This is a genomic window from Prescottella agglutinans (assembly GCF_004011865.1).
Taxonomy (GTDB): domain Bacteria; phylum Actinomycetota; class Actinomycetes; order Mycobacteriales; family Mycobacteriaceae; genus Prescottella; species Prescottella agglutinans.
The window spans coordinates 208,066-230,817 of record NZ_RKLP01000003.1; the positions used below are offsets into that span (position 1 = coordinate 208,066).

Consider the following 22,752-nt stretch of genomic DNA (forward strand, 5'->3'; position numbering starts at 1 on the left):
TACCGTTTGCACGTGTTGGATCCACTCATCCGGGGGCGCCTCGAGCAGGCCGGTGCGCAGTTGTCCGAGCAGGTGCCGCTGGCGACCCTGACGACCCTGCGGCTCGGCGGCCCCGCCGCGGTACTGGCCGAATGCCCGTCCACCCGGACCCTCGTCGACGTCGTCCGTGCTCTCGATGACGCCCGCGTGCCGACGCTGATCCTCGGCGGCGGATCCAACCTGGTGATCTCCGACGACGGCTTCGACGGCGTGGTCGTCCGGGTGGCCGACGCCGGCGTCGAGCTCGGTGAGGACACCGTGCTGGCCCAGGCCGGTGCCGTGTGGGACGACGTCGTCGCCAAGACCGTCGCGGCCGGCCTCGGCGGCCTCGAGTGCCTGTCCGGGATCCCCGGCTCGACTGGCGCGACGCCGGTGCAGAACGTCGGCGCATACGGCGTCGAGGTGGGTTCGCTGCTGCGTCGGGTGCAGCTGCTCGACCGCACCACCGGCGAGGTGCGCTGGGTGGAGCCGTCCGAGCTCGGGCTCGGGTACCGCACCAGCATCCTCAAGCACCGCGACGACGCACTGGTCCTGGCCGTCGAGATGACCGTCCGGCCCGACGGCTCGAGCGCACCGCTCGCATACCGGGAACTGGCGTCCGCCCTCGGCGCCGAAGAAGGGGAGCGACGGCCCACCGGGGAGGTGCGCGACGTGGTCCTCGGCCTGCGCCGCGGCAAGGGCATGGTGCTCGACGCCGACGACCACGACACGTGGAGCGCGGGGTCGTTCTTCACCAATCCGGTGGTCCCGGACGTGAGCCTGCCCACGATTCTCGAGGCGATCCGGGCGAAGGTCGGTGCGGACGTGCGGATCCCGCAGTTCCCCGGGGAGACCGGCACCAAGCTGTCGGCCGGCTGGCTCATCGAGCGTGCCGGATTCGGCAAGGGCTACCCGGGGGACGAGTCCCGGGTCCGCTTGTCCACCAAGCACACTCTCGCGCTCACCAACCGCGGTCGGGCGAGTACGGGCGACCTCGTCGAACTGGCCCGCACCGTCCGCGACGGCGTCGAGGCGGTGTTCGGGGTGCGGCTCGAACCGGAGCCCGTCACCGTCGGCTGCACGATCTGAGCGGGTCCGATCGTTCCCTGATCGTTCCCGGATCGTCGCTGTGTGACGAAAGCCACTGTCGCACTGCGAGTACCGTGGTTTTCGTGCGTGAACAGGGGATTCGGGTAAATCGGACGCGGCTACTCGTGGTGGTGGCCGCGCTGCTGGGGATGTCCCTGCTGGCGGGCTGCACCATCGCGACCGGAGGAGCAGGTGACGGCAAGGCCGTCGCCGCGGAACCCGTCGCGCAGGTGGTGCAGACACCGGGTCCCGGTGCCGAGCACGTCAACCCGGTCGAACCGATCTCGGTGCGAGTGAGCCAGGGCACACTCGAGAACGTCGCGCTGGCCAACCCCGCCGGCAAGACGGTCCAGGGCGCGCTGAGCCCGGACCGGACGTCGTTCACCGTCACCGAACCGCTCGGCTACGACACGAAGTACACGTGGTCGGGCAGTGCCGTCGGCGCCGACGGCAAGCCCGTCCCGATCGCCGGCACGTTCACCACCGTCGACCCCGACACCACGACGTCGGTGCGCACCAGCATCGCCGACGGCCAGGTCGTCGGCATCGCGGCCCCGATCATCCTGCAGTTCGACGGACCGATCGCCGACAAGGCCGCCGTCGAGAAGGCCCTGACGGTCACGACGAATCCGCCCACGCCGGGCGCATGGGCGTGGCTGCCCGACGACAACGGCGCCCGCGCGCACTGGCGGCCCCAGAACTACTGGGCGCCCGGCACGACCGTGGACGTCGCGGCCAAGCTGTACGGTGTCGACTTCGGCGACGGCGCCTACGGCGCGAGTGACGTGTCGCTGAACTTCACGATCGGACGCAGCCAGATCGTCAAGGCCGACGCCCCGAGCCACCGGATGCAGGTGGTCCGCGACGGCGCCACGATCATGGACATCCCGGTCAGCTACGGCGAGGGCAACGAGAACCGCAACGTCACCCGCAGCGGCGTCCACATCGTGTCCGAGAAGCACGAGGACTTCCTGATGTCGAACCCGCCGTACTACGAGAACGTGCGCGAGCGGTGGGCGGTCCGCATCTCCAACAACGGCGAGTTCATCCACGCCAACCCCCTGACCGTCGGCGTGCAGGGCGCGTCGAACGTGACGAACGGGTGCATCAACCTGTCGCTGTCGGACGCCGAGGAGTACTTCGGCACCGCGATCTACGGTGACCCGGTGGAGGTCACCGGCACCCGCATCGACCTGTCGGCCGCCGACGGGGACGTCTACGACTGGGCAATCGACTGGCCGACGTGGACGTCGATGTCGGCGCTCGTGTGAGTCTCGACTGAAGCACAGCTGAGTCTCGTCGGCGCCGAACGGAACTGACGCGTCCGGCCTGCGTGGGAGGATCCGAGGACTTCCGACGCGAGGAGCCCGTCATGGGAATGCGCAGGATTCGGACGTTGACGGCGATGTGCGTGCTCGCACTCGCAGCGGTGTTCTCGGTGGGGGTGTCCCCGGCCGCCGCGCAACCGATGCCGACGGTCGTGCTGGTGCACGGCGCGTTCGCCGACACCACCAGTTGGGATCCGGTCGCCGCCGAACTGCGCGGCCGCGGCTACGACGTGGTGGTGCCGTCGAACCCGCTGCGCGGGCCCGGCTACGACTCGGCCGCGATCGAGAAGGCCCTCGCCGACATCCCGGGCCCGGTGCTGCTGGTCGGGCACTCCTACGGCGGTGTCGTCATCACCAACACGCACTCACCCAACGTGGTCGGCATGGTCACGTCGCCGCGTTCGCGCCCGATCAGGGGGAGCCTGCGCAGGCGGCGCTCGACCCGATCAGGTTCCCCGGCAGCCAGTTGCTGCCGCCGGTGCTGCAGGTGAAGGTGGTCGACGACCCGACCAATCCGGTCGGCAAGAACCTCGACGGCTACATCGATTCGGCCTACTTCCACGGCACGTTCTGCCAGGACGTCCCGGATGCGACGGCCGCCGACATGCTCGCGCACCAGCGCTCGATCGCGGTGGTCGCCAACCTCGAGCCGACGCAGGACCCGTCGTGGCGGAACCTGCCGACGTGGGCGGTGATCCCCGACCAGGACCACGTGATCCCGCCGGCGGCGGAGCGCTTCATGGCGCAGCGGGCGGGCGCGCAGATCACCGAGATCCCCGGCGCGTCGCACGCCGTCCTGGTGTCGCGGCCGGGACAGGTGTCGGATGTGATCGAACGGGCCGCGTCCGAGTTGTGAGCCTGCGCGCCCAGTCTTCGTCCGCGGCCACGGAATCCCGCGTCGAATACGAAGGAATGGGCGCTCAGGCCGACGGATCGCGGGGACTGGGGTGGAACCGTTCGCCGGTTCGGCGCGTCTATTCTCAGTGGCCGATGTCGTGCACTCGGGGGAGGAGTGATGGGGGATGAAGTGTGCTTCGACGGGGTACCGCCGGTGAGCGGGCGGTGAGCGGCGCCAGTTGGCGGTTCACCGGCCTCGAGTTCCAGGTGCTGTGGACTCGGCTCGGGCGTGACCGCCTCCCGTACCCGATGAGCTTCCGCCCGGTCGCGGACACCGAGGACGACCTGGACCGGCAGCGGCAGGCGGCGGCCGCGTCGTGGTCAGCTCGGATGACCGAATTGCTCGACCGCCACCTCGCGGTCCTCGCCGGGCCCGACATCCGGATCGAGGTGTTCGGGCTGACCGGCGGTGCGAACGGCAGCAGGATCCGCATGCACGCCGGAATCCGCGGAGGCAGCGGGACGCTCGCGATCCAGTTGTCCGGACCCGACGCCGACAGCGGCGGTGACGTGCTCGTACACGGCGTGGATCCGGCGCAGATACCGAACGCGATCGCGGCCGCGCTCCCCGTGGTGCCCGCCGGATCGCGGCCCGCGATCCGGTTCCGTCGCAGCGATCTGGAGCCCGGGACCGGTCCGCTCCTCGTGTCCGCCGGTTCCACCCGCCTCCGGGACGAGGCCCGGGCCCTGCTGCGCCGGCCGCGCACCGGGGTCGGCGAGATCACCGCGTTCGCCGGCGTCGCCTACGACAGCCGGCCCACCACCGACGGCCTCGGACTGCACTGGCTCGACTTCGACGGCGACGGCCGCTACTGCCTGCGCGAGACGACCGACGTCGTGGTGACGCCCGCACCCGGGACCCATCTGGCGGCCGAGATCGCGCGGCTCGTCGCCGGGGTCCGGGCACGCGAGAGCGCGTACTGACCGGCACCCGATTCGATGGAACCGATCGCCTCCCGGTCGCGTCTACTCCAGCGAAGGGGACGAACGGGAGGGGATCGATGACGGACAACGGCATTCGGGAGGAAGCGCGCCGGCAACTCCGGCACAGCAACTCCGCACTGCGCGCGCAGGTGGACACGATGCTCGAGGGGCTCCAGGCGCAGACCGAGGCGCTCGCGGCGGCGCAGGGGGCCGTCGCGCGCACCACGGCGGAGGCCGAATCGCCGGACGGTCTGGTACGGGTGACGGTCGACGCGGCGGGAGCCGTCCTGGCGGCACGGGTGGAGCCGACCGCCTTCACCCGCACCACCCCGGACCGGCTCGCCGAGTCGTTCAGCGCGGCCGCGCGTGCCGCGACCGCTGACGTGCGGGCGCAGGTCGCGGACCTCATGGCCCCGGTCGCGGCGCTCACCGCGAGCATCCCGGACCTGCCCGACCTCGTTCCGGGTGCTCCCGCGATGCGGCACCTCGTGCCGACCGTCGCAACCGAATTCACCTCGTCCACAACGTCTTCGCAGGTGTCCGATCCCGACGGCGACGACATGCACGACTGGCGGGCGCCGATCATGCGGGAGGCGCACCGTGACTGATGCGATGCGGATCGACGTGGATCAGGTTCGTTCGGCGGCACCGCTGTTCGACCGTACGGTCGACGACCTCGTCGACCGGCAGCGGCAGCTGGCGACGGTTCTCGATGCCGAGGGCGCGAGTTGGGGATCCGACTCGACCGGAACCACGTTCGCGTCCGGATACGTTCCCGGCGCCGACGGGGCCCTGGCCGCACTGCGGAACCTCACCGACGCCCTCGCCGGAATCGCCGGCGGATTGCGCGATACCGCAACCGCTTTCGAGGCGACGGACCGTGGATTCTCCCGGACCCTCGGCGGCGGCCGCTGATGGGCATCGAGATACCGGGTCCGCTGCGGACGGTCGCGTCCGTCGTGGTGGGACAGGACTGGCCCGAGGCCGACGAGACATCGCTGCGCCGGCTGTCGGATGCGTGGGCGGTCACCGCGGTCGACGTCGAGGGGATCGGCGCCCAGGGGAGCGCCGCGATGGAACTGGCCCTCGCAGGGGTGGTCGGCGCGGTGAACGACGCGATGGACACGCACTGGCAGGCGGTCGGTGGCAGAGACGGTGCCGTCGAACAGCTCGCCGAGGTGTGCCGACAGCTCGCCGACGCCTGCGAAGCGACGGCCGCCGAGGTGGAGCAGGCGAAGCTGATGATCATCGGCTCGCTCGTCGCTCTCGCCGCGGAGATCGCGGCGCTCGCGGCGACGGCGGTGGCGACGTTCGGTACCAGTGCCGCCGCCATCCCGGCCGCCGAGTTGGCCACACAGTTCGCGATCCGGCAGATCCTGATGAAACTGCTGCGGAGTGTCGCCGAGGAGGTCGTCGTCGGCGTCGTCAAGGAGGTCGCGCTCGCGGGCGGTGTCCAGCTGCTGCAGATCGCGGAGGGGAATCGGGCCGGTCTCGACCTCGGCGCGCTGGGGAAGGAGGCCCTCGGCGCCGCGGCCGAGGGCGTCGTCGGTGGGCTGATCGGTAAGGGCGGGGCCGGCGGACTGGTCGTCGACGGCATCGAGAACGCCGGACGCAGGGCCGCGGCCGGGCTGGCCGTCGACCTCGGCGTCGGCGGAATCGGCACGGCGGCCGGCGACGCCGCCAAGGGCGAGGAGGTGACGCTGGAGGGCGTGCTGAAGGGGGCGGCCACCGAGGCCGTCGACGGCATGCGCGACAGCGTCCGGCGGCCGGAGCCGAGCGCCCCGCCGTCGAGTTCGCTCAACATGAACTAGGAGTGACTGCGCATGATTCAGGCTGTCCTGCTCACCTGCGTGCCGCTGTTCGTCGCGCTCGTGGGGCACTCGGCGTACCGGGTGCGTCGGGCGAACAAGGAGCACGCGGGGAAACTGGAAGGCGGCTCGGCGGCGCCCGGCGATCCCGCGCCCGCCCCGACCTTCCGGGAGTGGTGAACCCGCCCGGTCACCAGCGGTTGCGGACCTCCTCGGCGAACCCGAGGAGGTCGGTGACCGCGACCCGGTTGCCGTCGTCGAGGACCACGTGCCCGGTGAACCGGCCGAACACCTGGTGCTGAATGGACCGCAGGACCTTGAAATCGACTGCGGCAGCACGATCGATGATCGGCTCGAACACCATCTCGAACCGGCCGTCGTTGCTCCCGAACTTCCACGGAGCCCCGTCGTAGGTGCCCTCGGGAAGCTGGAACGTCACCCGATCGAGCTTGTGCGCGACGCCGTCGACGAACACCATGTTCTCGCTCGCCGCGGCGGTGTCCCCGAACCCGTACCCGATGTTGAAGCCGAACGGCCGACCGCCGACGACGCCCGACGCCGATCCCCAGTACCAGACGTTGTCGTACGTCCACACGCCACGACCCCAGTCGAACACCCCGAACGCCGACTCCGGTTCGAACACGAAGGTGTCTGTCCCGACGGTGATCTCGCCGCCCGCCGGGAGACAGTTGATCTTCTGGTTGTAGTAGAACGCCTTGGGCGCCTTCGGGAACGGCGTTGCGATCACCATGCGGTCAGGGGCGGAGCCTGCGCAGCGACCCGAGGGCGCAGTCGCCGGCTGCGTGAGGTGCAGTTCGCCGCGCAGCCCCCGGCCGCCGTCGAACCCCGGGTGATCGACCGTCAGGACACGGCCGCCGGCGACGTGGCGGAACGCGATCCGCATCTGCTTGTGGTCGACGACGACGTCGCCGCGATCCGCGCTCGAAGGCAGGCCCATCCGGCCCATCGGGAACGGCAGCATCACGTTCTCGGTGACCTCGCGGCGCGCACCGAAGTCGAGCCACGACACGCCCAGCAGACCCATGTAGCCGTTGTCCGCGACGGTCAGCGCCAGCCCGCGGTCCGGGGTGAGGACGCAGTAGTAGTCCCACTCCTTCACCCGCCACGACGGCGCCGCGATCGCCGCGCGGTCGTAGCGCCGGACCTCGGCGGTCGCCCAACCGGCCTCCGCGAGGCGGCCGCGCGCGTCGAGCAGTTCGCCGGGCGGCAATCGATGCTGCATGCCGCGAGGCTAGCCGGTGGTTCGGTGGAAACGTCCGGAATCGGCCTGATCGCGCGGCTTGACGATGATCTGGTCCAGGTTCACGTGCGGCGGGCGGGACGCGACGAATCCGACGATCTCGGCGATGTCCTGTGCGACGAGGGGAGTGATGCCCTCGTAGACCTTGGCGGCCCGCTCCTCGTCGCCCTCGAAACGCACCAGCGAGAACTCGGTTTCCACCGCGCCGGGGGCGATCTCGGTGAGCCGGACCGGCTTGCCGAGCAGTTCGCCGCGCAGCGTGCGGTGCAGCACCGCCTGGGCGTGCTTCGCGGAGGTGTACCCCGACCCGTTGTCGTACGCCGTGAACGCCGCGACCGACGTGACCGTGACGATCAGGCCGTCGCCGGACTCGATGAGCTTGGGCAGCAGCGCCTTCGTCATCCGCAGGGTGCCCAGGACGTTGGTCTCCCACATCCAGCGCCAGTCGTCGAGGTCGGCCTCGAGGACCGGGGCGAGGCCCTTGGCGCCGCCGGCGTTGTTGACGAGCACGTCGACGCGGGGGAGGACCGCGCAGAACGCGTCCACCGAATCCTCGTCCGTCACGTCCAGCTCGAGCGCCGTGCCCCCGATCTCCGCGGCGATCTCCTCGAGGCGGTCGAGCCGGCGGGCGCCGAGGACGACGTGGAATCCCTGTGCGGCGAGGGTGCGGGCGGTGGCTTCCCCGATGCCGGAGCTGGCTCCGGTGACGACGGCGACACGGGTGTCCGGTGACAGGCTCATGGCCCGATCGTAGTGCCGACACGGCCACTCGACGGGGCGCGGGCTGGGTCGACGAGGCGCGCGGATGCTAGCTTGATCGACATGTCGTCCGGCGCCACCTCCGCTCCGCGGGTCACCTATGTGACCGCCGCGTTGGGCTCCCGGCTGCCGCACCCGCGGGAACTCTGTTGTCCCTGCCGTATCTCTCGCCGCTGATTCTGCGCTGCTCACACCCCGTTTCACCCTGATCGCCCGGTCGTCGCGCCGGAGCTGATCGCCCGTCGGCAGCGCGTCCCCGACCGCGTCGACAGCCGTCCCCGAGTGGGACGAGGCAAGGACCATCGCATGCTCACCACAGCACCCCACGCACCCCGAACGAGATCCGTGACCGCCCGTACCTCCACCGCGAGACCCACGCGTCCCGCCGCTCGACCCCGCATCGTCCCGCCCACCCTGGGCATCGCCGACGGCCCGGCCGCCGCGGTGTTCCGGGCGGCAGCGGCGAGCGGGCCCATCTACCGCGACGATGCCACCCGGGCATCCGGCGCGAGCATCGCGACCGTCAACCGCCACGTGTCGGCGATGCTGGCCGCCGGGTTGCTGCGCGAACGTCCCGACCTCGCCGTGTCCGGGGCGATCGGCCGTCCGCGCATCCCGTTCGAGGTCGATCACGAGCAGCACCTGACCGTCGGCATCCACATCGGAGCGATCGTCACCAGCGTGATCGCGTCCGACCTGCGTGGACGGGTCCTCGGTGCGGTGGAGATCCCGACCCCGCGGGGCGCGTCGGAGGCCGCGCTCGCGACGATCACCGCCAGTGCGCGCGGGTTCGCGGCCCGCTGGCACCGGCGGCGTCCCCTGTGGGTGGGCGTCGCGCTCGGCGGACGCGTCGACCCCGATACCGGGGTGGTCGACCACGCGCGTCTCGGGTGGGACGGGGCCCGTGTCGGTGACGTCGTCGGCGCCGGATTCGGGCTGCCGGTGTCGGTGGCGGCGCACGTCGAGGCGATGGCCGCCTCCGAACTGCTGCTCACCCCGCAGCGCGCCGAGAACGCGGAGGCTCGGGGCAGCGGCCTGTACTTCTACGCGCGTGAAACCGTCGGGCTCGCACTGACACTCGACGGGAAGGTGCACACACCGGCGGCCGGTCCGGGATCCGTCGCGCACCTGCCCACCGATTCGACGGTGCCCTGCGATTGCGGTGCCACCGGATGCCTCGAGGCCGCGGTGAGCGATCGGGGCGTGCTGCGTGCGGCGCAGCGGGCCGGGGTGCTGCCGGCCGGGGACGCCCTTCCCCCGATCGGCGCGCTGTACCGGGAGGCGCGTGCGGGATCGGCTGCGGCGCAGGACATCCTCGCCGAGCGGGCGCGGATCCTGGGGCGTGCCGTGGCGATGCTGCGCGACCTGTTCAACCCCGACCGGGTGACGCTCGGTGGGCAGGCGTTCACCGACTTCCCCGAGGCCGTTCCGCAGGTGGGGCAGGCGTTGTCGAAGGCGTCCCGGGCCGGCAGTTCGGACGTGCGCATCACGGGGTTCGGCAACCGGGTCCAGGAGCACGCGGCGGCAGTCGTCTCGCTCAGCTCGCTGTACTCGAATCCTTTGGTGGCCATGCGGAAGGCGACCGTGCGGGTGTGACCGCCCCCAGGCGGGGCGGTCGGGGCGGGCAGTCAGTTCTGCCCGCCCCCTCCGCGGGCTTCCCGCCGTCGGAGTTCGTCGTGTGCCCGCGGGATCCCGCCCCACTCGAGCCCGGCGAGGCGGGATTCACCGGAAAACACGCAGCGGCCCTTGCGGCGCACCGTGACGCGCAGCCTCCCGGCGAGGTGGTGCAACGCGCCGGGGACGTTCCGGCGCTGCGCCGGCAGCGGCACCGGCAGGACGCACGCGCCGGACAGCGGGGCGTGCCCCTCGATCTCGACGGACCACCGTCGGCTGCCGCCCCCGAGCAGCCAGGCCCCGTCGCCCACCTGCGCGTGGATCGGGGCGGTGATCGGGTTGGCCAGGCGCAGCACGGTGCCGTCCGGCAGCGCCACCACCACCGAGGTGACCTCGGTCCGCAGCGGTCCCGCCGTGACATCACCGCCGGCGAACGCCACGCACACTCGGGGGTCGTCGAAGCCGTGCGCCTGACCCCACCACCACGAGTCCGGGAAACCGGCCTTGCCCCAGTTCTTCTCGCCGTACACCTGGGCTCCGTCGAGATCCCACCGCTCGCCGTCCACGTCGGCCCACCCCCGGGCGCGCCCGCCCGGCAGCCACGTGTGCCAGTACTGGCTCAGCGCGGGCACCAGGTGGAACAGGCCCGAACCGCCCAGGCGGCGGCGCGGCCACGGCACCGGATCGGTGATCCGCACGTCCAACCGGGCACCCGGACCGAGATCGACGCGCAGGCGGTCCGCGGTGCCGCGGAAGGCGTCGCCCGCGAACGCGCCGAGCCGGTCGGCGGCGGCGCCCGCCACCGGATGCGCTGTGGTGCGCAGGAATCCGCCGGGATGCGCGGCCAGCCCGAGCGTGGCCCAGCAGCCGTCGTCGGCGCGATTGATGCCCGCGAGCGCGATCAGCACGCGGCCCGTGTCGCGCTGCGTGAACCGCCAGAAGTAGCCCTCCATTGCGACGCCGTGCGCGGCGAGCGGATCGCCGAACGGCACGTCGGCGCCGGTCCGCCGGTAGCGGGCGAGGAGGCCGGGCATGTCGCGATGCTAAGCCCGGGCCCGGCGAATCCGCACGCAGTTGGCGGTTACAGGGGGAGCGCGCTCTCGGTCAGTCCGTCCGGGGCGCCGCGGCGGCGGAACCATTCCAGCCCGAACGCGGCCTGCAACATCTCCTCGGGCATCTGCAGGAACGGGCCGAAATCGCCGATCTGCGTCTCGTGCGCGAACATCGCGGCCCGCTTGGCGGGGATCGCGGCACTTACGTCGACCACCGTGGTGATCTCCGCGTCCGACAGCCCGATCGAGTCGAGGTCCGGCGGCGCGGCGTCCTCCGACCAGTCGGGGTTGGACTGCATCAGGCGTCGGATGTGGTCGCGGCTGAGCGCGGCCTCGTACACGTGCGGGGTGCCGGCCAGTTCCGCCGCACGCACCCCGACGTGGTGGACCTGGACGTGATCGGGGTGCCCGTACCCGCCGTTGGGGTCGTAGATGGTCAGCACGTCGGCCGACTCCTCGCGCAGGACCGCCGCGAGCCGCGCCGCGGCGGCCTCGACGTCGGCGTTGCAGAACGCGTCCGGATTCGCGTTCTCCGGCGTCCCGGCCATCCCCGAATCGGCGTAGTGCAGCATCACCACGCGGTGCGCGCCCAGCGCGCTCGTCGACGCCTCGAGTTCCCGCCGACGGCGCTGCGCGAGGGTCTCGCCGTCGGCGAGCACGCCGTCCGGCACCTCGCCGAGCGCGCCGTCCGTCGCGGTGACCACGACGACCCGGTGGCCGGCGTCGGCGGCCTGACGCATCACCCCGCCCGTCACGAACACCTCGTCGTCGGGATGTGCGTGGAAGCAAACCAGAACGCTCATGCGCTGAATGCTTACACGGCGGGGCCGACCGGAGGCAAGGGTGCGAAACTGTTCGCACATCCGGGCACAGGAGGACGGCATCCGCGCCCCTTCGAGGACGCGTGAGGAGCCGACCGGCGATGATCGGTACCTACCGGGAGATCTTCTCCGCCCGCGGCGCCGCGGCGTTCTCCGCGGCGGGCTTCGTCGCGCGCCTTCCGATCGCGATGGTCGGCATCGGCATCGTGACGATGCTGTCGCAGTTGCGGGGCGACTACGGGCTGGCCGGCGCGTTGTCGGCGGTGTTCGCGCTCGCTTACGCCGCCATCACCCCGCTGGTCTCGCGGGCCGTCGACCGCTACGGACAGCACAAGGTCCTGCCGGCAGCGTCCACGGTGAGCGCGTGCGCCCTGGCCGCGCTGCTGCTGTGCGTACGACTCGGTGCACCCGATTTCGTGCTGTTCCTGCTCGCGATCCCGGCCGGGTGCATGCCGACGATCGGGGCGATGGTCCGCGCCCGCTGGACGGCGCTGTACCGCGGGCAGCCGCAGTTGCGCACGGCGTTCGCATTCGAGTCCGTACTCGACGAGGTCTGCTTCATCGCCGGACCCGTGATCTCGGTCGGCCTGTCGGTGTCGGTGTTCCCGGAGGCCGGTCCGCTGCTGGCGCTGATCCTGCTGGTGGTCGGCACCCTCGCGCTGGTCGCGCAGCGCGGCACCGAACCCGCCGTGCTCGATCGGACCGAGCACACCGGCGGATCCGTTGTCCGGATCCCGGCGATGTGGGCGCTGGTCGCGGTGATGCTCGGGATGGGCACGATCTTCGGGGCCGTCGACGTCACGAGCATCGCGTTCGCCACCGACCGCGGCACCCCCGCCGCCGCGACGATCGCGCTCGCGCTGTTCGCCGGCGCGTCGGCCGTCGCGGGCGTGGTGTTCGGCGCGCTGCGTCCCGGGGCGGCGCTGCGCCGCCAGTTGGTGTTCGCGACCGCTGCGGTCGCGCTCCTGCTGTGGCCGCTGCTGGCGGCGAGTTCGATCCTCACCCTCACCGGGGCCCTCGCGCTCGCCGGCGTCACCGTCGCGCCGACGATGATCGTCGCGACCACGCTCGTCGAGTCCGTGGTCCCGCACGTCAAGCTGACCGAGGGCATCACCTGGACCGTCACCGGCCTCGGCGTCGGCGTCGCCGTGGGGTCGGCGGTTGCGGGTCAAACGATCGACCACTTCGGTACCCGTGCGGGATTCGCCGTGGCGGTGTGCGCGGGTGTCGTCGCGTTCGTCGTCGCGGGCGGCGCGTACGTCGCGTACCGCGCGCGCCGCGCCGAGTGACGGCGCGACCTAGGGTGGCCGCATGGCGATTCGCGAAACCATCAGTGCCGACGGCACCACACTCGTCTATCGAACGTCGGGGAGCGCGGGCGCGCGCCCGCTCGTGCTGATCCACGGCTGGGCGCAGTCGTCGCGCTGCTGGGGCGAGGAGGTGCTCGCCGACTTGGCGGAGGACCACCGGGTGATCGCCGTCGACCTGCGCGGGCACGGCTACTCGGACGTCCCGGCGTCCGGCTACGACGACCCGGCGAACTGGGCGGCCGACGTCGATGCGGTCCTGACGGCCGAGGGCGTCACCTCCGGGGCGGTGCTGCTTGGCTGGTCGTACGGCGGCCTGGTGATCTGTGACTACCTCGCCGCGCACGGCACGGCGGCGGTCGACGGCGTCGTGTTCGTCGGCGCCATCACGAGCATCGGCCGCGGCGAGGCCGGCGGCAAGGTGGGCTCGGCGATGAGGGCCGCGATCCCCGCCGCGATGGCCGAGGACCCCGCCACCGCGATCGCGGCGCTCGGAAGCTTCGGGACCGCGCTCACCGGCCCGATCGACGACGCACCCGGCAAGGGCGCGTGGTCACAGGCACTGTTCGGGGCCAGCCTGTCGACGCCGCCGCGGGTGCGGGGGGCACTGTTCGCCCGGGCCGCGAGCCACGACGACCTGCTGCGCACCCTCGACGTCCCGGCTCTGGTGCTGCACGGCACCGCCGACGCCGTCGTCGACGTCTCCGCAGGTGAGCACGCCGCCGCCCTCATTCCAAGCGCGACCGCGTCGTACTGGGCGGGCTGCGGGCACGGGCCGTTCGTCGAGGACCCGCAGCGGTTCGTCGGCGAGGTGCGTGGCTTCGTGAAGGCGTGTGCGGGCGGGGTTGCCGACGCGGTCGGCGGTGAGGTCCCGGTCGGCGGCAGCGTGTCGGCCTCCGTTACCCCCTGACCGAGCGACAGGGCAGTATGGACGCGTGACACCCAAGCACAGCGCGGGGCCCCGACGGGTCGCCGTTCTCTCCGTACACACGTCGCCGCTGGCACAGCCTGGCACCGGCGACGCGGGCGGAATGAACGTGTACGTGCTGCAGACGGCGATCCAACTCGCGCGTCGGGGCGTGGAGGTCGACATCTTCACCCGCGCGACGTCGTCGGCGACCCCGGTGGTCCAGGAGGCCGCGCCGGGTGTCCGCGTCCGCAACATCGCCGCGGGCCCGTACGAGGGCCTCGATAAGCACGAGTTGCCGACGCAGCTGTGCGCGTTCGCGGCGGGGGTGCTGCGCGAGGAGGTCCGGCACGAGCCCGGCTACTACGACCTCGTGCACTCGCACTACTGGCTGTCGGGTCAGGTCGGCTGGCTTGCCCGGGATCGGTGGGGTGTGCCCCTCGTCCACACCGCACACACGCTCGCGGCCGTGAAGAACGCGTCCCTCGCCGACGGCGACACCCCGGAGCCGGCGGCACGGCAGATCGGTGAGCAGCAGGTGGTCGCGGAGGCCGACCGACTCACCGCCAACACCACCGACGAGGCCGCGCAGCTGACCTCGATCTACGGCGCCTCGCCGAGCAAGATCGACGTCGTGGCGCCGGGTGCGGACCTCGGCCGGTACCGGCCCGGTGACCGGCGCGAGGCCCGGGCCGCACTCGGCCTGGACCCGTCCGAGACGATCGTGACGTTCGTCGGCCGGATCCAGCCGCTCAAGGCCCCCGACGTCCTGCTGCGGGCAGCCGCCGAGGTCATCGCGCGCGAACCCGGGCTGCCGCTGCGCGTGCTGGTCGTCGGCGGACCGTCCGGCACGGGCCTCGAACGCCCCGACTCGTTGATCGAACTCGCCGACACGCTCGGCGTCCGCGCCAGCGTGACGTTCCTGCCGCCGCAGCCGCCGGACCGGCTGGCCGACGTGTACCGGGCCTCCGACCTCGTCGCGGTGCCCAGCTACTCCGAATCCTTCGGCCTGGTCGCGATCGAGGCGCAGGCGTGCGGGACGCCGGTGATCGCCGCCGACGTCGGCGGGCTGGGCGTGGCCGTCAGCGACGGGCGGACCGGTCTGCTGGTGCAGGGGCATCGCATCGACGACTGGGCGTCGGCGCTGCAGTCGCTGGTGACCGCGCCGGATCGGCTCGACGAGCTGGGCGCCCGGGCGACCCGCCACGCCGAGAACTTCTCCTGGGAGCACACCGCGGACGCGCTGCTCGCCAGCTACCGGGCCGCGACCGCGCGGTACCAGCGGATGTCGGGGGAGGGCGGCGAGTTCTCGCCGCGCAGGTCGCGTGGGCTGTGGAAGCTGCGCCGGACGAGTGGAGTGCGCGCATGAGCGAACCGGATCCGACCCCGCACGGCATCGCGGACGTCATCGATGCGGCGCTGAAGGAGCGCGAACTCGAGTACAGCCGCCGGGGCGAGAACCAGTTCGTCGTCGAGCTGCCGGGTGAATACAAGCTCAAGACCTCGACGCTGCTCACGGTCGGCAACCACGGCGTCCGGGTCGAGGCGTTCGTGTGCCGCAAGCCCGACGAGAACTTCGAGGGCGTCTACAAGTACCTGTTGCGCCGCAACCGCAGGCTGTACGGCGTGCACTACACGATCGACAAGATCGGTGACATCTACCTGGTCGGGCGCATCTCCGCGCACGCGGTGACCGGTGACGAACTGGACCGCGTCCTGGGGCAGGTCCTCGAGGCGGCGGACGGCGACTTCAACGTGCTGCTCGAGCTCGGTTTCGCGACCGCCATCAAGCGGGAGTGGGCGTGGCGCGTCTCCCGGGGCGAGTCGCTGACGAATCTGGAGCCGTTCAAGCACCTCGTCGAGGGGCCCGACGAGGGTTCCGGCGCCCCGACGTGGGAGCCTCCCACCGGGTCTCGCTGACGTCGCGCGGCCTCGTTCCGCCGTTATCCGGCCGAGATTTAGTGAGGCCGTTCACTCCAATCGTGTGATCCGGGTCACATAACGGATATGCAACGACGCGGGCACCTTCCCGCGATTCATCGCCTCTGAACAGCGACTTTTACCTGCTCATGGCCATTTTCGCGTACGGCCGTCTCAGAAAATCGACCCGTGACCTTTCCGTGATGGGCTCCTACGGTTGTAACCAGCCCGAGACGCAAGACCTCGGGAGCAAGACCGGAAAGACACCGACCCGCCACCGCTGATCTGCCCCGCGGGATCGGAACCGCAAGACCTTTGAGGGGCAGAGGCGAGGCCCATCAGAGCCCGGATCGACATTCGCGTCGTCCGCCGGCCGCCTCGTCGCCGACACGGAGAGGATCCACCCCCCACATGGCAAAGTTCAACGTCAAGCGCACCATCGGTACCGTCGCCGCCACCGCCGCCCTCGTCGCCGCGCCGCTCGCGATGAGCGCCGGCACCGCCAACGCCGCGTCCGGCAACTGGGACGCCGTCGCGCAGTGCGAGAGCAGCGGCAACTGGGCCGCCAACACCGGCAACGGCTTCTACGGCGGCCTGCAGTTCACCGCCAGCACCTGGCAGGCCTACGGCGGCTCCGGCATGGCCCACCAGAACTCCCGCGCGGAGCAGATCCGCGTCGCCGAGAACGTGCTGGCCGGTCAGGGCCGCGGCGCGTGGCCGGTGTGCGGCCAGTACCTCTGAGCCTGACGGCCGGGCTGGGCTGAGCCCCCGTCGACAGCTGAAGGGACCCCTCGAGCGCTTCCGAGCGCACGGCGGGTCCCTTCAGTCGTCTCCGGGGGTCTCCCGATCGGTGGGAGACGCCCTGCCGCCACCCGTCTCGTGCTTCGTACGGTGTGGCGACCGGTCGGTCCGGTCCGTTCACGAGAGGACGCCTCGACATGCACACCGCATTCATCCGGGTGAGGGTCCGGCCCGAGCACGCCGAGCGCGCGGCCCGCGCGATGCTCGGCCTGGTGGAGCCGACGCTCGCCGAGCCGGGCTGCATCACCTACGAGTTCTATCGGGACCTCGACGACCCGGGGCTGTTCCACTGCTTCGAGCACTGGGACACTCGTCAGTCGCTCGACGATCACGGCAGCACGGTCCACGTCCGGGCCTTCCTGGACGAGTTCGGCCCGGTGATCGAACAGTGGGACTCGCATCACACCGTCGGCCTGTCGTGACGAAGTCGCAGGGTGCGCACCGATGGCTGTCGCAGACGCCCGAGTCGGCCATGCCAGGATTGGGGGCATGAGTACCGGAACACTTGTGCTGCTCCGCCACGGCGAGAGCGAATGGAACGCGCTGAATCTGTTCACCGGCTGGGTGGACGTGCACCTGACCGACAAGGGCATGGCCGAGGGCAAGCGTGCCGGTGAACTGCTCGCCGAGCACAACCTGCTCCCGGACGTGCTCTACACGTCGCTGCTGCGGCGGGCGATCAGCACCGCGAACCTCGCGCTCGACGCGTGCGATCGGCACTGGATCCCGGTCGTCCGGGACTGGCGCCTCAACGAGCGTCACTACGGTGCGCTGCAGGGCAAGAACAAGGCCCAGACCAAGGCCGAGTTCGGCGAGGACCAGTTCATGCTGTGGCGTCGCAGCTACGACACCCCGCCGCCGCCCATCGAGGCCGGCAGTGAGTACAGCCAGGACCAGGACGCGCGCTACGCGAACATCGGTGACGTCCCGCTGACCGAGTGCCTGCTCGACGTCGTCAAGCGGCTCATCCCGTACTGGGAGGAGACCATCGCGGCCGACCTGAAGGCCGGCAAGACCGTCCTGGTCACCGCGCACGGCAACTCGTTGCGCGCGCTGGTCAAGCACCTCGACGGCATCTCCGACGAGGACATCGCGGGCCTGAACATCCCGACGGGCATCCCGCTGCGTTACGACCTGGACGAGAACCTCAAGCCGCTGAACCCCGGTGGTACCTACCTCGACCCGGCGGCCGCCGCGGCCGGTGCCGCCGCCGTCGCGAACCAGGGCGCCAAGTAGGTTTCGCGCTCGATCTCTGCCCCGCGTTTCGCGCACTTGTCGCGACGACGGCCCTTGCGGGCCCGCGTCAAGTGCGCGAAACGCGGGGTTTTCTGCGTCTCGGGCGCGGTGAGTGCGCGAAACGCGGGGTCGGGAAACGGACGGTAAACGAGCGGAAAACTCCAGCTCTCGGGCCTGTGACGTGCGGGAAAACGGTCACACCCGGCTTCGGGCCGGGGTTCGTCGAACGTACGATTCACGTGTGACTGTTGTTCAGGCCGTGTTGCTGGCCGTCGCGACCGCTGTCGCCGGCTGCATCGTCGGTGCGGTGCTCGTCCCCCGACTGGCCGCCAGCCGGGCCCGACGCCAGCAGTCCCAGGCCGGGCTGACCCTGTCCCAAGTCCTCGACCTGATCGTGCGCACCTCGGACAGCGGCATCGCCGTCGTCGACAAATTCAACGACGTCGTCCTGGTCAATCCGCGCGCCGAGGAGTTGGGCGTGGTGCGCAACCGCATGATCGACGACCGGGCGTGGGTCGCGGCCACCGAGGTGTTCGAGACCGGGGAGCAGGTCGAGGTGGACCTCACCCGGCGCACGTCGCAGCGCGGACGCGACAAGATGGCGGTGCGCGGCATCGTGCGACTGCTGAGCCAGGAGGACCGCCGGTTCGTCGTGGTGTTCGCCGACGACGACTCCGAGCAGGTCCGGATGGAGGCCACCCGCCGCGACTTCGTCGCCAACGTGAGCCACGAACTCAAGACGCCGGTAGGGGCGATGGGTCTGCTCGCGGAGGCGCTGCTCGAGTCCGCCGACGACCCCGATTCGGTGCGCTACTTCGGTCAGCGCGTGCTCAGCGAATCCGCCCGCCTGGGCAACATGGTCACCGAACTGATCGCGCTGTCGCGGCTGCAGGGCGCCGAAAAGCTGCCCGACCTCGACGTGGTCGAGGTCGACGACGTCGTCGCCGAGGCGCTGCGCCGGTCCACGGTGGCCGCCGAGGCCGCCGAGATCACCGTCCACGCGGACGCCCCGAGCGGGCTGCAGGTGATGGGCGACCGCACGCTGCTGGTGACCGCCTTGTCGAACCTCGTCGAGAACGCGATCGCTTACTCGCCCAAGGGAACCGCGGTGTCGGTGAGTCGGACGGTCCGCGGCGACAACATCGCCATCGCGGTCACCGACCGAGGCATCGGCATCGCCAAGGAGGACCAGGAGCGCGTGTTCGAGCGCTTCTTCCGGGTCGACAAGGCCCGCTCGCGGGCCACCGGCGGCACCGGCCTGGGGTTGGCCATCGTCAAGCACGTCGCCGCCAACCACAACGGATCCATCGACCTGTGGAGTCGTCCCGGCACCGGGTCCACGTTCACACTGCAGATTCCCGGGCACTTCGCACCGGCCGACGCCGCCGTGCCCGCGACTCACCACCCCGTAAGCATCGAGAAGATCGAGAAGAAAGCCGCGTCGTGATGCGCCGCGGCACGAGCATGGAGGCCAACCGTTGACGAGTGTGCTGATCGTGGAGGACGAGGAATCGCTGGCCGATCCGCTCGCGTTCCTGCTCCGCAAGGAGGGGTTCGAGACCACCATCGTCGGTGACGGGCCGTCCGCGCTGGCCGAGTTCGAGCGCTCCGGCGCCGACATCGTCCTGCTCGACGTCATGCTTCCCGGGATGAGCGGAACCGACGTGTGCAAGCAGTTGCGCGCCAAGTCGTCGGTGCCGGTCATCATGGTCACCGCCCGCGACAGCGAGATCGACAAGGTCGTGGGTCTCGAACTCGGCGCCGACGACTACGTCACCAAGCCGTACTCGGCCCGCGAACTCATCGCCCGCATCCGGGCCGTGCTGCGGCGTGGGGCGGAGGCCGACGCCGACCCGGGTGCCGACGACGGTGTCCTCGAGGCCGGCCCGGTGCGCATGGACGTCGAGCGCCACCTCGTCCACGTCGCCGGTGAGCCGGTGTCGTTGCCGCTCAAGGAGTTCGACCTGCTCGAGTACCTGCTGCGCAACTCCGGGCGGGTCCTCACCCGCGGGCAGCTAATCGACCGGGTGTGGGGCGCCGACTACGTGGGCGACACCAAGACCCTCGACGTCCACGTCAAGCGTCTGCGGGCCAAGATCGAGGCCGACCCGGGCAAGCCCCAGCACCTGGTCACGGTCCGCGGCCTCGGGTACAAGCTCGAGGAGTAGTCGATCCGCGGGCGCCCTCTGTTCCCGTCCGCGACCCCCTGCGTGTCCGGCGAGCACGGTGGCCGGAGCTGTCGACTACAGCAGGCCGGCGCGCTGCAGGAAGGTCTTCCCGCCGGCGACGTCGGTGAATTCTCCGGAATAGATGTAGAGACCGGTATCCATGTTGGCGAACTGGGCAGCGAGGTAGCCGTTGCTGTCCTTGACCTGAGCGGCCGCGGTGCGGGAGGTGTTCTCGGTGAGATCGGCCGGCTCGCCGTACTCGCGCCAGCGGAGGACCTGTTTCTTCGCTTCGGCCTTGTTCACCCACACGTTGTAGGTGATGTAGCCGTCCGCGACGCCTTGAACCAGTGGGGAGTTCGGGTCGACAGAGCACGAGATGGTGAGGTCTCCGGCCGCAGAGAAGCCGCCCTTCTTGCAGGTGCTGGCCCTTGCCAAGGTCGGCGGGAGGACCGCGGTGATCGCGTCGACGGTGTCGTACTGGCCGCTCGTGCCGGACGAAGGAGTCGACGACGAGGACGAGGACGAGGACGAGTTCGCCGAGTTCGTGCCGGGCCGGCCGGACGCGGTGCCCGCGCCGCTGTCGTCGCCGCCGAGAGCTTGGACGGCGACGATGCCGCCGGCGATCACGACAACCGCGGCCGCGGCCGCGCCGATGAGTAGGCCCTTGCGGGACTTCGCTGCCGGCGCAGGCTGATCGGAGTGCATGTGGGCCGGGAACTGCTGCGTAGCCGCGTGTGCGGGTGTGAACGGCGGAGGAGTGGCTGGCCGCGGTGTGGGAGCCGCGGGCTGCGCCTGGGTGGCGATGAGGGCGCCGCGGGCGACGACGGTCTTGGGGTCGTCGAGGGTGGCGACCGGGCCGAGGGCGGCGAGGCGTTCGTGGACGAGCGGGATACGGGACGAGCCGCCGGTGAGGTACAGGGCCTTCAGGTCGCCACCGGTGACACCGGCGTCGGCGAGGGTGGTCCGGGTGAGGCTCACGGCGCGGTCGATCTCGGCGGCGATGAGGTCGTCGAACTCGTCGCGGGTCAGCGACAGGGTCTCCTGATGCCCCGGGGCCGCGACGGTGATCGTCGCCGACGGCGCCTCCGACAGCAGCTCCTTCGCGCGGCGGATGGAGTCCTCGAGTCCGCGCAGGACGTGCACCGGGGCCTCGCGACGCAGGTAGTCCAGCAGCTCCGGGTTGGATTCGCGCAGTTCCTGATCGACCCAGCGGCGGATCACGGCGTCGAGGTTCTTGCCGCCGAGGCCGTTGTCGCCGCGGGCGGCGATGACGGTGAACCCGCCGCCGTCGGTGGCGGTGAGGACGGCGATGTCGAGGGTGCCGCCACCGAAGTCGAACACTGCGATCTTCTCGCCGGCGGCGAGAGTGTCGGTGCGGGTGTAGAAGTGGGCGGCCGCGCGCGGCTCGGACACCGTGGTCACGCGGTCACCGGTGAACCCGAGACGTCCCGCGGCGCCCAGGAGGACCTGGATCTCCTGCGGGGACCAGCCTTCCGGGTGGGTGAGGACCAGGCGGGCGGGCGGTTGGCCGTCGTGCGCGGCCACTGCGCGGGTGAGTACTGCGTGCAGGATCGCCGCGATCGGCAGCGCGGGGTCGAGGTCGTAGCCGTTGAGATGGAGCATGCCGTGGCCGACGACCCGCTTCGGGGAGGCCAGGAACGCACCAGGGTTGGCCTCGGCCCGGTTGAGGGCCACCTCGCCCACCACGATCGCGTCGGGGGATTCGACGAACACCGCCGACGGCAACAGGTTTCCGTGATGCGAGAGCGGCAGCGTCGAGATGGTGCCGCCGATCGCATCGGTGTGCGCGGCAGCGGTGTTGGAGGTGCCGAAATCGACTGCGAGCAACCAGGATTGCGGCGCCATCATGCGTCCCTTCTCGTTCATCAGCGGCGGGCCATCATCGTGTAGGTGGCCGGCGACGGGCCGGCCGGGGCAGAAGACGGCGCGGGTGCGGTCGCAGCCGATGGCGCGACAGGTCCCCCAGACGACTCCACGAAACTCCCCCGAGTAGTTCCAACCCCACGCGGATCGCCCCCAGGTGAACCACGCCGCCCAAGAGGCTAACGGTCAGCCCGTCGCACTCCCGCAATACCCCTCGGATCACGTGCTCACGCGGGGGATCGGATCGAATCGTTGTGGCCGGGGACCTGCGCACCGGAAGGGCGGCCGCGGTCCGTCGTTCCCGCACCACCGGGCCACCCGTACTCGGGAACCTTTCGCCTCTCCGGTGCATCCAACGAGGTGACAGTTACTGCAAGCGAAGGACATTCACGATGTACCCGAACTACGATCCCGCCGCCTCGGCTCCTGCACCGCAGTACGGTGCACCCACCCAGCTGCTGCAGTCGCAGCAGCAGGCGCAGGCGCAGCCGCCGAAGTCGAACATCGGCTGGGCCGTCGCCGCGCTCATCTTCTTCTGGCCGCTGGCGTTCTCGGCGTTCACCCACGCGACGAACGTCTACCCCCTGTGGGTGGCCGGTGACCACGCCGGCGCCCAGCACGCCGCCGAGCGGGCCAAGAAGTTGGGCATGGTCTCCCTGATCGCGTGGGCTGTTTCGTGCGTGCTGCTCGTCGTCTTCTACGTCGTGGTCATCCGATGGGCCATCTCGAGCGCCGTGGAAATCCCCGCCTCGACGTACACGCCGTACACGGTGCCGACCACCACGCGCGGTCGCTGACCGCCCGGGACCTGCCATGCACCGTCGTGGTGGGGCTGGAAGGTGGCCACCGACAGTTGCCCCGCCGACTGCGACACCAGCCCGGTCGCGCAAGGAATGGACCTGCGGCGACGTCGTCGGTGCGCGAGTGGACGAAGACAGGTTCAGCCGCGGCGGGAACC

General features: G+C 71.0%; 23 protein-coding genes and 1 pseudogene. 19 read left to right on the forward strand and 5 right to left on the reverse strand.

All coding sequences use genetic code 11. The annotated features are described in order from the left end of the window. Positions 1-12: 12 nt before the first annotated feature. The 8 genes and pseudogenes from EGT67_RS07835 (at position 13) to EGT67_RS25030 (ending at position 6,244) form a co-directional block, all read left to right on the forward strand. Positions 13-1,107, forward strand: coding sequence for a UDP-N-acetylmuramate dehydrogenase (locus tag EGT67_RS07835; RefSeq protein ID WP_127915504.1), 1,095 nt, complete (start codon positions 13-15; stop codon positions 1,105-1,107). 83 nt (positions 1,108-1,190) lie between these two features. Then, positions 1,191-2,378: a L,D-transpeptidase gene (locus EGT67_RS07840; protein WP_127915505.1), complete on the forward strand. Its 1,188-nt coding sequence runs from the start codon at positions 1,191-1,193 to the stop codon at positions 2,376-2,378. A 101-nt stretch (positions 2,379-2,479) separates the two neighbouring features. Further along, positions 2,480-3,291: pseudogene (locus tag EGT67_RS07845) on the forward strand (alpha/beta fold hydrolase). Positions 3,292-3,464: 173 nt separating this feature from the next. Then, positions 3,465-4,256: an ESX secretion-associated protein EspG gene (locus EGT67_RS07850; RefSeq protein ID WP_127915506.1), complete on the forward strand. Its 792-nt coding sequence runs from the start codon at positions 3,465-3,467 to the stop codon at positions 4,254-4,256. A gap of 77 nt (positions 4,257-4,333) precedes the next feature. After that, complete coding sequence (locus EGT67_RS07855) at positions 4,334-4,864, forward strand: YbaB/EbfC family nucleoid-associated protein (RefSeq protein WP_127915507.1); 531 nt, start codon at positions 4,334-4,336, stop codon at positions 4,862-4,864. Beyond that, on the forward strand, positions 4,857-5,171 hold the full coding sequence (locus tag EGT67_RS07860; protein ID WP_241565936.1) for a WXG100 family type VII secretion target: 315 nt from the start codon (positions 4,857-4,859) through the stop codon (positions 5,169-5,171). Before EGT67_RS07855 ends, EGT67_RS07860 begins: the two co-directional genes overlap by 8 nt. After that, positions 5,171-6,067 (forward strand): WXG100-like domain-containing protein, encoded by an 897-nt coding sequence (locus EGT67_RS07865; RefSeq protein ID WP_127915508.1) that lies wholly within the window; start codon positions 5,171-5,173, stop codon positions 6,065-6,067. Before EGT67_RS07860 ends, EGT67_RS07865 begins: the two co-directional genes overlap by 1 nt. A gap of 12 nt (positions 6,068-6,079) precedes the next feature. Further along, the gene (locus EGT67_RS25030) at positions 6,080-6,244 is read left to right on the forward strand and encodes a hypothetical protein (protein ID WP_164877500.1); all 165 of its coding nucleotides are present in this window, start codon (positions 6,080-6,082) and stop codon (positions 6,242-6,244) included. A gap of 10 nt (positions 6,245-6,254) precedes the next feature. On the opposite strand, the gene EGT67_RS07870 is transcribed toward EGT67_RS25030, so the two are convergent. Both EGT67_RS07870 and EGT67_RS07875 read right to left on the reverse strand, forming a co-directional pair. Next, on the reverse strand, positions 6,255-7,307 hold the full coding sequence (locus tag EGT67_RS07870) for a DUF2804 domain-containing protein (protein ID WP_127915509.1): 1,053 nt from the start codon (positions 7,305-7,307) through the stop codon (positions 6,255-6,257). Positions 7,308-7,316: 9 nt separating this feature from the next. Next, complete coding sequence (locus tag EGT67_RS07875; protein WP_127915510.1) at positions 7,317-8,066, reverse strand: SDR family NAD(P)-dependent oxidoreductase; 750 nt, start codon at positions 8,064-8,066, stop codon at positions 7,317-7,319. 324 nt (positions 8,067-8,390) lie between these two features. Here EGT67_RS07875 and EGT67_RS07880 point away from each other — a divergent pair, with 324 nt between their 5' ends. Continuing rightward, positions 8,391-9,680, forward strand: a complete 1,290-nt coding sequence (locus tag EGT67_RS07880; protein ID WP_127915511.1) for an ROK family protein — start codon at positions 8,391-8,393, stop codon at positions 9,678-9,680. A 32-nt stretch (positions 9,681-9,712) separates the two neighbouring features. On the opposite strand, the gene EGT67_RS07885 is transcribed toward EGT67_RS07880, so the two are convergent. Both EGT67_RS07885 and EGT67_RS07890 read right to left on the reverse strand, forming a co-directional pair. Next, positions 9,713-10,732, reverse strand: coding sequence for a tocopherol cyclase family protein (locus tag EGT67_RS07885; protein ID WP_127915512.1), 1,020 nt, complete (start codon positions 10,730-10,732; stop codon positions 9,713-9,715). A gap of 47 nt (positions 10,733-10,779) precedes the next feature. Next, positions 10,780-11,553: a PIG-L family deacetylase gene (locus EGT67_RS07890; RefSeq protein WP_127915513.1), complete on the reverse strand. Its 774-nt coding sequence runs from the start codon at positions 11,551-11,553 to the stop codon at positions 10,780-10,782. Between the two features lie 119 nt (positions 11,554-11,672). On the opposite strand from EGT67_RS07890, the gene EGT67_RS07895 reads away from it, so the two are divergent. The 9 genes from EGT67_RS07895 (at position 11,673) to EGT67_RS07935 (ending at position 19,910) form a co-directional block, all read left to right on the forward strand. Continuing rightward, a complete protein-coding gene (locus EGT67_RS07895; protein WP_127915514.1) occupies positions 11,673-12,860 on the forward strand; it encodes an MFS transporter in 1,188 nt (395 codons plus the stop codon). A gap of 22 nt (positions 12,861-12,882) precedes the next feature. Then, positions 12,883-13,788 carry an alpha/beta fold hydrolase gene (locus EGT67_RS07900; protein ID WP_127915515.1) on the forward strand — a complete coding sequence of 302 codons (906 nt, stop codon included), beginning with the start codon at positions 12,883-12,885 and terminating at the stop codon, positions 13,786-13,788. A gap of 25 nt (positions 13,789-13,813) precedes the next feature. Further along, on the forward strand, positions 13,814-15,154 hold the full coding sequence (mshA, locus tag EGT67_RS07905; protein WP_127915516.1) for a D-inositol-3-phosphate glycosyltransferase: 1,341 nt from the start codon (positions 13,814-13,816) through the stop codon (positions 15,152-15,154). After that, positions 15,151-15,705, forward strand: a complete 555-nt coding sequence (locus EGT67_RS07910; RefSeq protein WP_127915517.1) for a type III secretion system chaperone family protein — start codon at positions 15,151-15,153, stop codon at positions 15,703-15,705. The genes mshA and EGT67_RS07910 overlap by 4 nt, the downstream gene beginning before the upstream one ends. A gap of 411 nt (positions 15,706-16,116) precedes the next feature. After that, entirely contained in the window at positions 16,117-16,446 is a 330-nt protein-coding gene (locus EGT67_RS07915; RefSeq protein WP_127915518.1) for a transglycosylase family protein, read from the forward strand. A gap of 197 nt (positions 16,447-16,643) precedes the next feature. Beyond that, the gene (locus EGT67_RS07920) at positions 16,644-16,928 is read left to right on the forward strand and encodes a putative quinol monooxygenase (RefSeq protein WP_127915519.1); all 285 of its coding nucleotides are present in this window, start codon (positions 16,644-16,646) and stop codon (positions 16,926-16,928) included. 58 nt (positions 16,929-16,986) lie between these two features. Further along, positions 16,987-17,742 (forward strand): phosphoglyceromutase, encoded by a 756-nt coding sequence (locus EGT67_RS07925; protein ID WP_206612323.1) that lies wholly within the window; start codon positions 16,987-16,989, stop codon positions 17,740-17,742. Between the two features lie 241 nt (positions 17,743-17,983). Next, the gene (locus EGT67_RS07930) at positions 17,984-19,189 is read left to right on the forward strand and encodes a sensor histidine kinase (RefSeq protein ID WP_127915521.1); all 1,206 of its coding nucleotides are present in this window, start codon (positions 17,984-17,986) and stop codon (positions 19,187-19,189) included. A gap of 31 nt (positions 19,190-19,220) precedes the next feature. Then, entirely contained in the window at positions 19,221-19,910 is a 690-nt protein-coding gene (locus tag EGT67_RS07935; RefSeq protein ID WP_127915522.1) for a response regulator transcription factor, read from the forward strand. Positions 19,911-19,985: 75 nt separating this feature from the next. On the opposite strand, the gene EGT67_RS07940 is transcribed toward EGT67_RS07935, so the two are convergent. Continuing rightward, on the reverse strand, positions 19,986-21,797 hold the full coding sequence (locus EGT67_RS07940; RefSeq protein ID WP_127915523.1) for an Hsp70 family protein: 1,812 nt from the start codon (positions 21,795-21,797) through the stop codon (positions 19,986-19,988). 389 nt (positions 21,798-22,186) lie between these two features. Here EGT67_RS07940 and EGT67_RS07945 point away from each other — a divergent pair, with 389 nt between their 5' ends. Continuing rightward, a complete protein-coding gene (locus EGT67_RS07945) occupies positions 22,187-22,591 on the forward strand; it encodes a CD225/dispanin family protein (RefSeq protein ID WP_127915524.1) in 405 nt (134 codons plus the stop codon). Positions 22,592-22,752 lie beyond the last annotated feature (161 nt).

Bases quoted from the DNA above. Each gene is read 5' to 3' on its own strand.
- EGT67_RS07855 (WP_127915507.1), top strand. From the start codon at position 4,334: ATGACGGACAACGGCATTCGGGAGGAAGCGCGCCGGCAACTCCGGCAC.
- EGT67_RS07865 (WP_127915508.1), top strand. From the start codon at position 5,171: ATGGGCATCGAGATACCGGGTCCGCTGCGGACGGTCGCGTCCGTCGTG.
- EGT67_RS25030 (WP_164877500.1), top strand. From the start codon at position 6,080: ATGATTCAGGCTGTCCTGCTCACCTGCGTGCCGCTGTTCGTCGCGCTC.
- EGT67_RS07870 (WP_127915509.1), bottom strand. From the start codon at position 7,307: ATGCAGCATCGATTGCCGCCCGGCGAACTGCTCGACGCGCGCGGCCGC.
- EGT67_RS07875 (WP_127915510.1), bottom strand. From the start codon at position 8,066: ATGAGCCTGTCACCGGACACCCGTGTCGCCGTCGTCACCGGAGCCAGC.
- EGT67_RS07880 (WP_127915511.1), top strand. From the start codon at position 8,391: ATGCTCACCACAGCACCCCACGCACCCCGAACGAGATCCGTGACCGCC.
- EGT67_RS07885 (WP_127915512.1), bottom strand. From the start codon at position 10,732: ATGCCCGGCCTCCTCGCCCGCTACCGGCGGACCGGCGCCGACGTGCCG.
- EGT67_RS07890 (WP_127915513.1), bottom strand. From the start codon at position 11,553: ATGAGCGTTCTGGTTTGCTTCCACGCACATCCCGACGACGAGGTGTTC.
- EGT67_RS07895 (WP_127915514.1), top strand. From the start codon at position 11,673: ATGATCGGTACCTACCGGGAGATCTTCTCCGCCCGCGGCGCCGCGGCG.
- EGT67_RS07900 (WP_127915515.1), top strand. From the start codon at position 12,883: ATGGCGATTCGCGAAACCATCAGTGCCGACGGCACCACACTCGTCTAT.
- EGT67_RS07910 (WP_127915517.1), top strand. From the start codon at position 15,151: ATGAGCGAACCGGATCCGACCCCGCACGGCATCGCGGACGTCATCGAT.
- EGT67_RS07915 (WP_127915518.1), top strand. From the start codon at position 16,117: ATGGCAAAGTTCAACGTCAAGCGCACCATCGGTACCGTCGCCGCCACC.
- EGT67_RS07920 (WP_127915519.1), top strand. From the start codon at position 16,644: ATGCACACCGCATTCATCCGGGTGAGGGTCCGGCCCGAGCACGCCGAG.
- EGT67_RS07940 (WP_127915523.1), bottom strand. From the start codon at position 21,797: ATGAACGAGAAGGGACGCATGATGGCGCCGCAATCCTGGTTGCTCGCA.
- EGT67_RS07945 (WP_127915524.1), top strand. From the start codon at position 22,187: ATGTACCCGAACTACGATCCCGCCGCCTCGGCTCCTGCACCGCAGTAC.